Origin of the sequence: Dyella humicola (assembly GCF_026283945.1) — a bacterium.
In the GTDB taxonomy this organism is placed as follows: Bacteria; Pseudomonadota; Gammaproteobacteria; order Xanthomonadales; family Rhodanobacteraceae; genus Dyella; species Dyella humicola.
On the sequence record NZ_JAPDPC010000002.1, the window covers coordinates 132,818 to 147,417 of the forward strand.

General features: G+C 64.6%; 8 protein-coding genes. 4 read left to right on the top strand and 4 right to left on the bottom strand.

The features are described 5' to 3' along the window. Nucleotides 1-919 precede the first annotated feature (919 nt). The 3 genes from OUZ30_RS15310 to OUZ30_RS15320 are packed head-to-tail and all read left to right on the top strand — an operon-like array spanning nucleotide 920 to nucleotide 6,771. Nucleotides 920-4,123, top strand: a complete 3,204-nt coding sequence (locus OUZ30_RS15310; RefSeq protein WP_266183299.1) for an efflux RND transporter permease subunit — start codon at nucleotides 920-922, stop codon at nucleotides 4,121-4,123. Further along, nucleotides 4,116-5,318, top strand: coding sequence for an efflux RND transporter periplasmic adaptor subunit (locus OUZ30_RS15315; protein WP_266183300.1), 1,203 nt, complete (start codon nucleotides 4,116-4,118; stop codon nucleotides 5,316-5,318). The genes OUZ30_RS15310 and OUZ30_RS15315 overlap by 8 nt, the downstream gene beginning before the upstream one ends. Beyond that, nucleotides 5,305-6,771, top strand: a complete 1,467-nt coding sequence (locus OUZ30_RS15320) for an efflux transporter outer membrane subunit (protein ID WP_266183301.1) — start codon at nucleotides 5,305-5,307, stop codon at nucleotides 6,769-6,771. Before OUZ30_RS15315 ends, OUZ30_RS15320 begins: the two co-directional genes overlap by 14 nt. A gap of 52 nt (nucleotides 6,772-6,823) precedes the next feature. Here OUZ30_RS15320 and tal read toward each other — a convergent pair whose 3' ends face one another. From tal to OUZ30_RS15340, 4 genes are all read right to left on the bottom strand, one after another. After that, a complete protein-coding gene (tal, locus tag OUZ30_RS15325; RefSeq protein WP_266183302.1) occupies nucleotides 6,824-7,780 on the bottom strand; it encodes a transaldolase in 957 nt (318 codons plus the stop codon). Between the two features lie 37 nt (nucleotides 7,781-7,817). After that, nucleotides 7,818-9,128: an NAD(P)/FAD-dependent oxidoreductase gene (locus OUZ30_RS15330; RefSeq protein WP_266183303.1), complete on the bottom strand. Its 1,311-nt coding sequence runs from the start codon at nucleotides 9,126-9,128 to the stop codon at nucleotides 7,818-7,820. A 61-nt stretch (nucleotides 9,129-9,189) separates the two neighbouring features. Next, nucleotides 9,190-11,358: a primosomal protein N' gene (locus tag OUZ30_RS15335; RefSeq protein ID WP_266183304.1), complete on the bottom strand. Its 2,169-nt coding sequence runs from the start codon at nucleotides 11,356-11,358 to the stop codon at nucleotides 9,190-9,192. A 464-nt stretch (nucleotides 11,359-11,822) separates the two neighbouring features. Next, on the bottom strand, nucleotides 11,823-12,941 hold the full coding sequence (locus OUZ30_RS15340; RefSeq protein WP_266183305.1) for a DUF3667 domain-containing protein: 1,119 nt from the start codon (nucleotides 12,939-12,941) through the stop codon (nucleotides 11,823-11,825). A gap of 128 nt (nucleotides 12,942-13,069) precedes the next feature. Here OUZ30_RS15340 and OUZ30_RS15345 point away from each other — a divergent pair, with 128 nt between their 5' ends. Beyond that, nucleotides 13,070-14,437, top strand: a complete 1,368-nt coding sequence (locus OUZ30_RS15345) for an MATE family efflux transporter (RefSeq protein WP_266183306.1) — start codon at nucleotides 13,070-13,072, stop codon at nucleotides 14,435-14,437. The last annotated feature ends 163 nt before the right edge of the window (nucleotides 14,438-14,600 follow it).

Below are 14,600 nucleotides of genomic sequence, written 5' to 3' on the forward strand. Positions count from 1 at the left end.
TTCGATCGCCTGCCGGCGCTCGAGTCACTTTTCTTTTGCTGGCCCAAAAGAAAAGTAACCCAAAGAAAACGGCCTGACAGGCTCGCAGCAATCCGATCGCTACAAGCCTTGCAGGCATCCACAAGCCGGATGCGTGGCGTGTTACCTCACAGCGTGCGGCTACACCGCGAGGCGCCGTGGCGCTGAGGGAATGGCAGCACGGCGTGGCATACGAGCACCGGAGGCATCCGCAAGCCGGATCGGTTACGTGCTACCTCGTGGCACGCGGCTACACCGCGGGGCGTCGGAGCGGAGAGGGCTTAAAGCGCGGGCGCACACCTGCCTAGTCTGTCCTGGTGTCGGCAGCGCGTGAATGCTGGAGGGCTTTAAGTCCTCAGTACAACGCCGCCCCGCGGTGTAGCCGCTGTCCCTCGGCAGCGCGTCACCGAGCCGGTTGCCTCAGGCTGCCAGGATTGTATGTCGCGGCGCGCTGCGCCCCCTCAGCGCCACGGCGCCCCGCGGTATAGCCGTAATCCACGAGGTAGCACGCCACGTCTCCGGCTTGCCGCAGCCCCCATGGCTTGTATCCCTCATCATGCTAAGAGCCTGTCAGGCCATTTCTTTGGGTTACTTTTCTTTGGGCCAGCAAAGAAAAGTGACTCGGCCGTCGGCAGACGGTCGAAACGCCCGCTGCGTAAGCGGCAAGCTGGCGGAGAGGCTCGGTTGTCGCGATATCGCAAGCACCTGCCCCTCATCCCAACCTTCTCCCCGGAGGGGAGAAGAGGGGCGTCACGCGCAACCTGGCGACGACGTCGCCCAGAAAAAAAGCGAAGCCCTCGGGCAACATGAAATTATCTTCATCCGCGCGGGCCACCGTTTAGATCATCCGCGTGCGAAAATTTGCCGCATCGCATCATTTCGCGCACGGAAGTCCCCCCGTATGCTTGGCATCGTCCGGATCGCGCTTACGCGACCCTATACCTTTGTTGTTTTCGCGCTGCTTATCCTGATTTCAGGAGTCATGGCGGCAGGCCGCACACCGACCGATATTTTTCCGAATATCAATATTCCGGTGATCGCCGTGGCATGGCAGTTCACCGGCATGACGCCCGACCAGATGGCGGGGCGCATCAATACGCCGTTCGAGCGCGTGCTGACCACCACGGTCAACGATATCGAGCACATTGAAGCGGAATCGATCAACGGCATCGGCATCACCAAGATCTTCTTTCAGCCAGGCGTGAACGTGGCCGTGGCCAACGCCCAGGTCACCGCGATTGCACAGACGCTGCTGAAACAGTTGCCGACGGGTGCGACGCCCCCGCTGATCGTCAATTACAACGCCTCGACCGTGCCGATCCTTCAGCTCGGCTTGTCGGGCAAGGGGCTTAGCGAACAGCAGTTGGGCGATCTCGGCCTCAACCTGCTGCGCCCGCAGCTGGTGACCGTGCCTGGCGCAGCGATTCCGTACCCGTTCGGCGGCAAGACGCGCCAGGTGCAGCTGGATGTGGATCCCGCCGCGCTGCAGGCGCGCGGCCTGTCGACGCAGGACGTGGCCAATGCGCTGGCGGCGCAGCAGCAGATCAACCCGATCGGCACGCAGAAGATCGGCAAGTACGAATACGTGATGGATCTCAACAACGCGGCCGACCGCGTGCAGGAGCTGGAAGACCTGCCGATCAAGATCGCCAATGGCACCACCATCTATATCCGCGATGTCGCGCACGTGCGCGACGGCAATCCGCCGCAGACGAATATCGTGCATGTCGACGGCGTGCGTTCCACCTTGCTGTCGGTGCTGAAGAACGGTGCGACCTCGACGCTGGCGATCGTCGCGGGCGAGCGCGCCAAGGTGGCGAGCATGAAGGACGCGTTGCCGGACAATCTGACGGTGACGCCCATCGGTGACCAGTCGTTGTTCGTGCGCGCTTCGATCAATGGCGTGATCCGTGAAGGCGTGATCGCGGCCGCACTGACCAGCTTGATGATCCTGCTGTTCCTGGGCAGCTGGCGCTCAACCTTGATCATCGCCACGTCCATTCCGCTGGCCGTGCTGGGCTCGGTGTTCACGCTGTCGGCGATGGGCGAGACGCTCAACATCATGACGCTGGGTGGCCTGGCGCTGGCGGTGGGCATCCTGGTGGACGAAGCCACGGTAACCATCGAGAACATCAACTGGCACCTGGAGCAGGGCAAGGATGTGATCACTGCGATCATCGATGGTTCGGCGCAGATCGTGGTGCCGGCCTTCGTCTCGCTGCTGTGCATCTGCATCGTGTTCGTGCCGATGTTCTTCCTGCCGGGCGTGTCGCGCTATCTGTTCGTGCCGATGGCGGAGGCGGTGATCTTCGCGATGATCTTCTCCTTCATCCTGTCGCGTACGTTGGTACTGACCATGGCCAAGTACCTGTTGCAGGCCCATCCGCCAACCGCCGACGAGCATGGCCAGCATTTGCCACTGCCGCCGCCGAAAACTGCGCTGGGTCGCTTTCAGCGGGGCTTCGTCGACCGTTTCGAGAGCTTCCGAGCCGGCTACATGGGCCTGCTGAACCTCGCGCTACAGCACCGCAAGGTGTTCGTGCTCGGCTTCCTTGGCTTCGTGGTGTCGTCGTTCGTGCTGCTGCCGGGCCTGGGCAGTAACTTCTTCCCCGACGTCGATGGCGGCCAGATCATCGTGCATGCGCGCGCACCGGTGGGTTCGCGCGTGGAAGTGACGGCAGCCCAGTTTGCCGACATGGAAAAGGCCATCCGACAGATCATTCCGCCGGACGAGGTGGAGACGATGATCGACAACATCGGCCAGTACAGCAGTTCGATCAACACGATTTACAACAACACCGGCGAGATCGGCGAGCAGGATGGCGACATCCAGGTCTCGTTGAAGGAAGGCCACCGTCCGAGCGCCGAGTACGTGAAGATCCTGCGCGAGAAGTTGCCGCAGATGTTCCCAGGCACGGTGTTCTCGTTCCCGCCGGCCGATATCGTCAGCCAGATCCTGAACTTCGGTTCGCCGGCGCCGATCGACCTGCAGATTCGCGGCTTTCATCTGTCCGCCAACTTCGTCTATGCGAATGAGTTGTTGAACAAGATTCGCCAGATTCCCGGCGTGGCCGACGCGCGCATCCAGCAATCGCAGGCGGAGCCCGCGTTCAAGATCAAGGTGGATCGCACGCGTGCGCAGCTGCTTGGGTTGACCGAGGGCGATGTCACCAGCAGCCTGGTCGCCGATCTTTCGGGTACCGCCCAGGTTGCGCCGACTTATTGGCTGAATCCCGAGAACGGCGTCACCTATCCGATTTCGGCGCAGGTGCCGCAATACCAGCTCGATTCCCTGGCCTCGCTGGGCAACCTGCCGATCACCTCGAAGAACGGCGGCAGTTCGCAGGTGCTTGGCGCGCTGGCCGATTTCTCTCGCTCGCACAGCAACACCGTCGTGAGCCAGTACAACATCCAGTCGATGGTGGAGATCTTCGCCACCACCCAGGGGCGTGACCTCGGCGCGGTGTCGGCCGACATCCAGAAGGTGCTCAATGACACCGAGAAGTCCAAGCCCAAGGGCGCGACCGTCGCGCTGCTGGGCCAGGTGCAGACGATGCACGATGCCTATTCGGGTCTGCTGTTCGGCCTGCTGGGCTCGATCGTGCTGGTCTATCTGCTGATCGTGGTGAACTTCCAGTCATGGTCTGACCCGTTCGTGATCATTACCGCCCTGCCTGCGGCCTTGGCCGGCATCGTGTGGATCCTGTTCATCACGCACACCACGCTGTCGGTGCCGGCGTTGACGGGCGCGATCATGTGCATGGGTGTGGCCACCGCCAACTCGGTGCTGGTGGTGAGTTTCTGCCGAGAGCGCCTGGCCGAACACGGCGATGCCACGCTGGCGGCGCGAGAAGCGGGTTTCGTGCGCTTCCGTCCCGTGCTGATGACTGCCCTGGCCATGATCATCGGCATGGTGCCGATGGCGCTGGGCCTGGGCGATGGCGGCGAGCAGAACGCGCCACTGGGCCGGGCCGTGATCGGTGGCCTGCTGTTCGCTACTACTGCCACGCTGATCTTCGTTCCCGTGGTCTTTTCCATCGTGCACGCGCGGCGTGGCCGCGCGCCTGATTCGGCCGTCATTGCCGGAGAGCCTGTCCATGTCTGAGCATCTCACTTCGCTTCCCGAGTCGACGCCGTCGCCGCGCCGACTGCGATTGGCCGCCGCGATCGCCGCCGTTGTCTTCGGCTCGATCGTGGTAATCGGTGTCGCCACGCGTCTGACCGAGGCGCGCAGCCTGCGTCAGTGGACTGACGCGCAGGCGATTCCCACCGTCGTCATCTCGACGCCCGAGCCCAACAACGGCAAGTCACCGCTGGAGCTGCCTGCGCAGATGGACGCCTTTACCAATGCGCCGATCTACGCGCGTACCAGCGGTTACCTGAAGTCCTGGAACAAGGACATTGGTGCGCAGGTCAAGGCCGGCGATCTGTTGGGCGTGATCGATACGCCGGATCTCGATCAGCAGCTGCTGCAGGCGCAGGCCGACTTGGCCAGTGCGCGCGCCAACGCGGCGCTGGCCGCCACCACGGCCAAGCGCTGGCAGGAGCTGCGGGCCACCGATTCCGATTCGGTGTCGCAGCAGTCGGTGGATCAATACAACGGCGACTACGCTGCCAAGCAGGCGCAGGTGAATTCGGCACAGGCCAACGTCGATCGCCTGAAGGCGCTCAAGTCGTATGCGCGCATCCTGGCTCCGTTCGATGGTCGCGTCACCGCGCGCAACACCGACGTGGGTGCCTTGATCACGGCCGACAGCAGCGGCAGTGGCACGCCGCTGTTCGCGATATCCGATACCAGCAAGCTGCGCGTCTATGTGCGGGTGCCGCAGGTCTATGCACCGGGCATCCATCGTGGCGACGAAGCCACGCTGACGGTGCCGGAGTATCCCGGCAAGACCTTCACCGCCAAGGTCGAGGCGGATGCGCGGGCGATCGCGCCCACCTCGGGCACGACCCTGGTCCAGCTGCTGGTCGACAACCCCGACGGCCGCCTGCTGCCCAGCAGCTATGCCAGCGTGAGCTTCAACGTGACGTCGGACACGCAAGGTGTACGCGTTCCCGCCGAAGCGCTGATCTTCGACGACAAGGGACTGCACGTGGCGACGCTGGATGCCAACGATCATGTGCAATTCAAGACGGTGACCATCCGTCGCGATTTCGGTAAAACGGTGGAACTGGGTTCGGGCCTGGGGCCCACTGATCGCGTGATCGATAACCCGCCCGATGGCCTGGCCGTCGGTGATCCGGTCCGCATCGCCAAGAACACGCAGCCGGCGGCGAAGCCCCATGAAAAATCCTAAGAGTTTAGCTGCCACCGTGGCGGCTACCTTGGCCCTGGGTGCCTGCTCGATGGCACCCACCTACAAGGTGCCGGACGCGCCGGTGGCGCCGCAGTACCAACCCAGCGGCCCGTGGACCACGGCCGCGCCGGCCGATCAATTGCCGCGGGAAGGCTGGTGGAAATTGTATGGCGATACGCGCCTGGATGATCTGCAAGATCAGCTGCTGGCGCACAACGCCGATCTCGCCGCGGCTTTTGCCAGCTACCAGCAATCACGCGATTTCCTGGCCCAGGTGCGCGCCGACCTGTTCCCCCAGGTATCGCTGGGCGCGAGTGCGATCCGCAATCGTCAGTCCGACAATGGTGCGCTGCGCGGCGCGACGTCGCCGGCCTGGTACAACACTTATTCGCTGACCGGCCAGGCCAGCTACGAAGTCGATCTATGGGGCCGCGTGCACGACAACGTGGCGTCCGGCCGATCCTCCATGCAGGCCTCGGCGGCCGACCTCGCTTCGGTGCGTCTGAGCCTCGAAGCGGAGCTGGCCGACAGCTATCTGTCGCTGGTGGGTGAGGATCGCCAGATCGATCTGCTGCAGAAAACGGTCGACGCCTACCAGCGCGCGCTGCAGCTCACCAAGACCCTGCAGGCCGGCGGCGCGGTATCCGGGCTGGATGTGAATCGCGCGCAGACGCAGTTGTCATCGACCCGCTCGCAGCTTTCGCAGACGCAGGCGCAGCGTGCCTTGCTGCAGCATGCGATCGCGGTGCTGGTCGGGCAGTCGGCCTCGACGTTCACGCTGGATGCGAAGACCGATCTGCCCAATTTGCCGGTGATTCCGGTCGGCTTGCCGTCGACGCTGTTGCAGCGTCGCCCGGACATAGCCGCCGCAGAGCGCCGCACGGCGGCAGCGAACGCGCAGATTGGCGTCGCCCGTTCGGCCTTCTTTCCGTCCCTGAACCTGAGCGCCGGTGGCGGTTTCGGCAGCGGTGCATGGGGCAACCTGTTGACCGCGCCCAGCGCGGTGTGGGCGTTGGGCCCGAGCTTGCTGATGGATGTGTTTGATGGTGGCCGCCGAAAAGCCCAGGTGGCAGCCGCGCATCACGCCACCGACGAGGCCGGCGCCCGCTACCGTGGCGTGGTGCTGAGCGCATTCCAGCAGGTGGAAGACAACCAGTCGCTGCTGACGGATCTCGGTACCGCCATGGTCGATCAGCAGGAGGCCACCAAGGCGGCTGATCACACGCTCAATTTGTCGCTGTCCCTCTACAAGCAGGGTGCGAACAGTTACCTGGACGTGGTGACGGCGCAGGTTGCTGCATTGGATGCGCATCAGGGCCTGCTGAGCCTGCAGACGAACCAGTTGCGCGCAAGCGTGGGCCTGGTGCGCGCGCTGGGCGGTGGCTGGTCCAGCGAGGAGCTGGCGCCGGACCATCTTGCGCAGGAACAAAAAATAATGAGCTCGACGAAGTGATGCGTGGCGAAACGGGCGGCCTGTGCCGCCCGTTTCACGTCGTGCCTGGCGCTTAGCCCAGTTTGCCGTTCAGCAGCGTTTCCAGCTTGCGCTGGTCGGCGGCGAACTTGCGGATGCCATCGGCAAGCTTGTCGGTGGCCATCGCGTCTTCGTTGTGGCCCCAACGGAAAGCAGCCTCGCTGATCGGTGCGGGCCTGGTCTTGCGCACACCGTCGTCGCTCAACGCGTGTACCAATGGCGACTGATCCTGTTCCAGCTTTTCCAGCAGATCGGGGCTGATGGTGAGTCGATCGCAGCCCGCCAGCGCCTGGATCTGGCCGATATTGCGGAAGCTCGCACCCATCACCACGGTGTTGAAGCCGTGCTCCTTGTACCAGGCATAGATGCGGCGCACCGACTGCACGCCCGGATCTTCATCCGGCGCATAGCTCTTGGTGGCCGTATTGGTGACGTACCAGTCCATGATGCGGCCGACGAAGGGCGAGATCAGGAACACACCGGCCTCGGCGCAGGCCACTGCCTGCTCGAACGAGAACAGCAAGGTGAGGTTGCACTGGATGCCATCTTTTTCCAGCTGCTCGGCAGCGCGGATGCCTGCCCACGTCGACGCCATCTTGATCAGGATGCGCTCACGCGGCACGCCGGCCTGCGCGTAAAGCTCGACCAGGCGCTCAGCCTTGGCGATGGTGGCGTGCGTGTCGAACGACAGGCGCGCATCGACCTCGGTGGAAACGCGTCCTGGCACCAGTTCGACAATCTTGCGGCCGACGGCCACGGCGAGGTGGTCGCCCGCGTCCACCAGCTGCTGCTCACGCGAATGGCTCTTTGATTTGGCCCAAGCCACGGCTTCGTCGATCAGCGGCGCGTACGCCGGCAGCTCGGTGGCTTTAAGCAGCAGCGAGGGGTTGGTGGTGGCATCCACCGGCCGGTAGCGGGCGATAGCCTCGATGTCGCCGGTGTCGGCGACCACGGTGGTGTATTGACGCAGTTGTTCTAGTTGGGAAGACACGGCGATTTCCGTCTGGGTGAAAGGTTGATTCTCCACGCTACTCGTCATCAGGCAAGGGCCGCGGTGCACGGGATGGCTCATCGGACCCGGTGACGATGCGGGCATGGCGCTGGTAGGTCCAGTACGACCAAGCCCAGTCCAGCAGTACCACGAGCCGGTTGCGGAAGCCGATCAGAAACGTCACATGGGCCAGCAGCCATACCCACCATGCCAGCAGGCCGGAGAGCTTCAGGCGGCCAAACTGCGCCACGGCGGCCATGCGCCCGATGGTCGCCAGCACGCCGTCGTCGCGATAGCGGAACGGGCGAGTGAGCGGCGTGCCCTGCCAACGTGCCCGCAGGACGTCGGCGACGTAACGGCCCATCTGCTTGGCGGCGGGCGCCACGCCGGGAACCGGCTTGCCGTTCTCCTGCGTGACGCTGGCAAGATCGCCGATCACAAACACGTCCGGATGACCCGGCAGGCTGAGATCAGGCCGTACCTGCACGCGTCCCGCGCGGTCCACCGGCGCGCCCAGCATTCGGCCCAGGGGTGAAGCGGCGACACCCGCAGCCCACAGCACCGTGCGTGCGGTATACGGCGTATCACCAAGCATGACGCCACTGCCGTCGATGGCGGTCACGGCGGTGTCGAGCCGTATGTCGACGCCGAGCTTGCGCAGTTGCCGACGCGCCTTTTCGGAGAGGTCCGGATCGAAGGCGGGCAAGAGCCGCGGGCCCGCCTCCACCAGCAGGACATTGGCCTGGCGCGGATCGGCCCGACGGAATTCGCGAGGCAAGGTGTGGCGGGCGAGTTCAGCGAGCGTGCCGGCGAGTTCGACGCCGGTGGCGCCGCCGCCGACAACGACGAAGTTGAGCCACGCTTGCCGCTGTGCCGGGTCGTCCTCGCGCTCGGCCCGCTCGAAGGCCAGCAGCACGCGGCGACGGATGGTGAAGGCGTCGTCCAGTGTTTTGAGCCCGGGAGCATGGGCTTCCCAATCGTCATGCCCGAAGTACGCGTGCGTCGCGCCGGTGGCGACGATGAGCGCGTCGTAGCCCAACTCGCCGCTGGTCAAGCGAACGCGGCGCTGCGCAAGATCGACAGCCAGGGCTTCGTCCATCAAGACGGTGACATGGGTCTGCTTGCGCAGGATCTGCCGCAGCGGCGCCGCGATGGAAGGCGCCGACAAGCCGGCGGTGGCCACCTGGTAGAGCAGGGGTTGAAACAGGTGGTGATTACGCCGATCGATCAAGGTGACCCGAGCCTCGGTGTCAGCGAGCCCGTGGGCCGCGGCCAGCCCGCCGAAGCCACCGCCGAGAATCACGACGTGAGGTGCTGCCGAGGAAGAACCTGCGTTGTTGCTGTCCATGCGATGCCTCGCTGCAAGAGTCCATGGTGCATAGGTAAGCTGTGCTGCCTGGCGTGTTTGCTCAGTAGAGATCGATGGGGTCGACGTCGAGCGACCAGCGTACGCGGCGCGCGGAAGGCAGGCGCCACAGCGACTGGTGCCAGGGACGAAGCACGGCGTGCAAGGCGCCACGGCTGGTGGCTTCGATCAACAGCTGCCCCCGATGACGACCTGCGCGCAAGGGCATGGGGGCAGGCATCGGGCCGGCAATTTGCAACGGTGCGCCAGCCAGCGCGGCGTTGGCGTCGGCGAGAAACGCATCCACGTGTTCGCGCTGATGCGCATCCGCGCGCAGCAATACCTGATGGCCGTAGGGCGGCAGGTCGATGCTGCGGCGTTCGTCGAGCAAGGTGCTGGCGGCAGAGGCATAACCCTGGGCGAGCAGCTGGCGCAACAGGGGATGATCCGGATGATGGGTCTGCAGCAACACGCGCCCCGGCTTGCTGGCGCGTCCCGCGCGTCCGGCGACTTGCACCACCAGTTGGGCGAGTCGTTCGCTGGCGCGGAAATCCACACTGTGCAGGCCTTCATCCACGCCAACAATCGCGACGAGGGTGAGGTTGGGCAGGTCGTGGCCTTTGGCCAGCATCTGCGTGCCGACGAGGATCGCGGGACGATCCTCATGCAGCCCTTCCAGCAGTTGCTCGAACGCATCGCGCCGGCGCGTGGTCTCACGGTCGATGCGTAGCACCGGCACGTCGGTAAAGCGTGCGACGAGTGCCTCTTCCAGTCGTTCCGTGCCCTGGCCCTGGGGCTTGAGATCAGGTGCCTGGCAGGCAGGGCATTGCTCGGGTACGCGTGAGCTGTAATCGCAGTGGTGACAGATCAGCTGGCGGCGGCCGGCATGCAAGGTCAGCGGATGTTCGCAGCGCGGGCATTCGGCATGCCAGCCACAAGCGTGGCAGAGCAAGACCGGTGCATAGCCACGGCGGTTGCGAAACACCAGCGCCTGCTCTCCACGCGCCACAGTGTCGGACACCGCGGCGAGCAATGCCGGCGAAAGGCCGTGTTCCAGCCGCTGCGCACGCATGTCCACGATCTGTACCTGCGGCGGCCGGATGGCACCCGGGCGTGCCCGTAAATGCAGCGACTGGTAGCGACCGGCTTTTACATTGGCCAGGGATTCCAGCGATGGTGTCGCCGAGCCCAGCACCACCGGCACGTTGAGCGCGCGCGCGCGCAACAAGGCGAGATCGCGGGCGTGATAGCGGAAACCTTCCTGTTGTTTATAGGCGCTGTCGTGTTCCTCATCGACCACGATCAAGCCGGCATGCGGAAGGGGTGTGAACACCGCCGAGCGCGTGCCCAGGATGACCTTGGCCTCACCCGTGCGGGCGCGCAGCCACGCGCGTGCGCGATCACCTTCGGCCAGATTGGAATGCAGCACCTGCACCGACACGCCGAGTCGTTCGCGCAACCGACGCACGGTCTGTGGCGCGAGGCCGATCTCCGGCACCAGCAGCAGGGCCTGCTTGCCCTGCGCGATGACCTGTTCAATAAGCGCGAGATACACCTCGGTCTTGCCGCTGCCGGTGACGCCATCGAGCAGGAACGGTTGGAAGTGGCCCAGCGATGCGCCGATCGTCGTTACGGCCTGCTGCTGCTCGCCGCTCAGGGCAGGCGCCACCGTGGTGGGTGTATGGGCAGCGAGCCGGGATTCGACCCGCGCGATCAGGTCGGCTTCCGCCAAGCGACGCGCTGCGTCACGCCAGCCGGGCAGTGCCTCGTGGAGCACGTCGGCAGTCAGCGGCCCGGCTGCCAGCGTTTCCAGCAGTGCCCGGCTGCGGCCGCGGCGGCTGGCGGCATCGAGCGCACTGCGACCGGCTTGCGTCAGCTCCCACATTTCCTCGCGGGTGTCAGGAAGGGCACGGTCCTCGCGCAACGCCAGCGGCAGCGCATTGGCGTACGCCTCGCCGGGGGCGCCAAGCCAGTACTCGGCGGCCCAGGCCAGGGTGGCCATCAACTCGGCGTCGAGCAGGGGGGCATCGTCCAGCACGCGTAGCGCCCGCTTGAGCCGTGCCTGGCCGACGGTCGTTTCCACCTCCGTCGCCACCACGACGCCTACCGCCGTGCTCTTGCCGAACGGCACCAGCACGCGGCTGCCCGCACTCGCCTGGCCTGCTTCAGGGGGCAGGTAGTCGAACAGGGTCGGCAGCGGAACCGGGAGGGCGACGCGAAGGACGGCGGGCATGAACACCTCGTGGCGGCTCAGTGTAACCGGCCTTTCGAGGCCCGGGATGATGCGACCAAGCATCACGTGCGGCGGCGAATGGTCCGCTGTCCGGGGCTTGCGTCGGGTTGCTGCCTCGTCATCTAGGAGTCGAGGCTAAGTGACTCTTGGCAGGGGTCTTTTCGATTTATCCACAGCACCTGTGGATAAGTCTGTGGATGCAACGTTGAGGGAGTGCCTTCAGGCGCATGAAAACGGCGTTCACGACGCTCTGTGCAAGTTTTAACCATGATGAAATACCTTTTAAATTCATGCAGTTAAAATTCTTGCTCGGCTGGCGTTCATACAACTGACATAGGCATGAGACTTGCCTTGACAGCCATGTGACGCTGTGTAAAACCCATACGCGAAGCCTTCTGCCCGCCCGCAAACCCGCGCCGCTGGGCCAATTTTCTGTGATGGGAATCACAAAGCAACGGTCGACGTCAGCGCGCAAAACCCAACAGCGCAGCGAATCCCAGCGCGTAGGCGAGCAGCCATACATAGCACCAGCCGGCGAACAGGTATTTCACCGTGGTCATGAACCAGCCTTGGCGGTAGACCCGCTTCTGCATGATCAGCAGATAGACAGGCACCCATGCGAAGAGCGCCCAGCCGATAAAGGACAAGGGCAGGCCCACCCACGCTGCATGAGGAACCAGCCAGCTGCGCAGCAGAAGCAGCAGCATGCCCAGTAGCAGCGCCAGAAACATGAAAGCGTGGCTGTGCAACGCCACGATCAGGTGTTCCATGTAGAGCCTGCGCTTGAAGACGTACATCAGCTTCAAGAGCAGGGCGAACATCGGCAGCAGCAGGAACATCGTCTGCGGCAGCACGGCGAACGTGCCCGATAGCACCCGTTCGGTAGCCTCGGCGCCTTCTTCACCGCCAGCACTGATGCTTTTCACATTGGCCGTTGCGTGGGCGAGCGAGCGCGTGAGGCTGGCATTCATGCCATCAGGCAGCCAGTCCAGATGGACCTGATGGGATTCCAGGATCCAGCCTTTGGCGTCCTGGTTTTCCAGTGGCGTCGCGCCAAGCTGGGCAAGGCGGTGATTGGCATGCTCGCGCTCGACCGACAATGCCTTTTTCAATGCCTTGCCCTGCAGCGCGGTGCCATCGGGGGCCTTCACGCCGGCCTGGCGTAGCTGCTCGTAGTGCGCGCGCACCGCGTCGGGCGTGCTGTCCTTGGCGAACTCGGCAGTGCCGGCGCTGGCCGTAGTGTCGAATTTGACGAAACCGAGGTTGTCCATCGCCAGGTGGCAGAGAAAGAACGCCAGCAGGCACAGCACGAACATCAGGCGAAACGGCGGCACGTAACGTTGGCGTCGGCCGGAGAAGTACTCCATGGTGAGGAAACCCGGCCGGTACAGCAGCGGCGGCAGCGTATGCACCACGCGGCCATCCACGTGCAGGATCATTTCCAGCGTGTCCTCGACCATGTGATGCATGGGCCTGAGCACGCCGTGGATCGATTGCCCGCATTCGTGGCAGAACTCACCCTGCATCGGCGTGCCGCAGTTGGTGCAGTGCACGCCCTCGAACGACACCAGTTCCTTCTTCATGTGTCTCCCCCGGGATCAACAAGCGAGCGATCTTGGCACAAGCGGGTGACAGCCGGCACCTGCGCCCAGGCGGGGTGCCGGCCCGATCGGTGGCTCCTGTAGACTCCACGCCCCAGGAGTCCCCTTTCATGAAGTCTTTTCGCCCCGATCGCGCCAGGGTGGCGCACGAGGTTGGCGCCACGGTGCGTCTCGCCCTGCCTCTGATCGCTGCCCAGCTGGCGGCGGTGGGCCCCAATTTTGTCGATGCCGTGCTGGCTGGCCATTTGAGCGCGCATGTGCAGGCCGCCGTCACCACGGCGGTCAGCATCTGGGCGCTGGCCCTGGTCAGCGGCATGGGCATGATGATGGCCGTGCCGCCGTCGGTGGCGCAGCTGGATGGCGCCGGCCGCCGCCACGACGTAGGCGCCGTCTTCGTGCAGGCACTGTGGCTGGCCTGGGGCATGGGCATCGTGCTGTGGTTCCTGATCCGCCACGCCTCGCCGATGTTGGACTGGATCGGCGTGGTGCCGACCTTGCGCACCGACGTCACGCATTTCCTGCACGCGATCAGCTGGGCGGCCCCGGCCCTGACCAGCTATTTCGCGCTGCGCGGGCTGTCCGAAGGCCTGTCGATGACGCGGCCGTCGATGTACTTCAGCTTTGGCGGCCTGCTGCTGCTGGCGCCGCTGGGCTACGTGATGATGTATGGCCGGTTCGGCCTGCCGCAGATGGGTTCGCTGGGTAGCGGCATCGCCACGGCCATCGTGTTGTGGCTGGAGATGATCGGCTTCTCCATCTATGTGGCCAAGCATCCGGCTTATCGCGACCTGGGCCTGCGGGCCGGAATGGCGTGGCCAAACCCAAGGATTCTGGGGGAACTGCTGAAAATCGGCGGCCCGATGGCGATAACCCTGCTCGCCGAGGGCGGTCTGTTCGTGGCCGTCGCATTGGTGATTGCGACCCTCGGCGAAACCGTGGTGGCCAGTCACCAGGTGGCGCTGAGCGTGGCCACCGTGGCCTTCATGATACCGCTGGGCTTGTCGATGGCGATCACCGTGCGCGTGGGCAATGCAGTCGGCCGCGATGATGCGCGCGGAGTCCGCTACGCCGGTTTCTGCGGTATCGCTTTGGCGCTGTGCGTACAGTCGGTGTCCTCGAGCGCGATGCTTGGTATGCCACACCTGCTTGCGCGCCTGTACACGCATGACGCGGCGGTGATTGCGCTTGCTGCGCAGCTGATGGTGCTGGCAGGTCTGTTCCAGTTCTCCGATGGCATCCAGGTCACCTCGAATGGCGCCTTGCGAGGACTCAAGGACACCCGCGTGCCGATGGTCATCACCTTGTTCGCCTACTGGGTCGTCGGCATGCCGGTGGGCTGGTGGCTCGCGTTCCACCAAGGCCTGGGCGCACGAGGCATGTGGATGGGCCTGATCGCGGGCCTCACTATGGCCGCCGTGTTGCTGTTCGCACGTTTCTGGCGCAACGCGTTTCATGGGAGTTGGCGGCGCCCGCACTGAGGAATTTGGCGGTCTTGCCGCGCGTCTGCTCCTTCTCCCCCTCGGGGAGAAGGTTGGGATGAGGGGCGGGTGTTCGCGACAGCGCGACAATTGAGCGTGGTGGCAAGGTTGCCGCTTACGCAGCGGGCGTTTCGATCGCCTGCCGGCGCTCGAGTCACTTTTC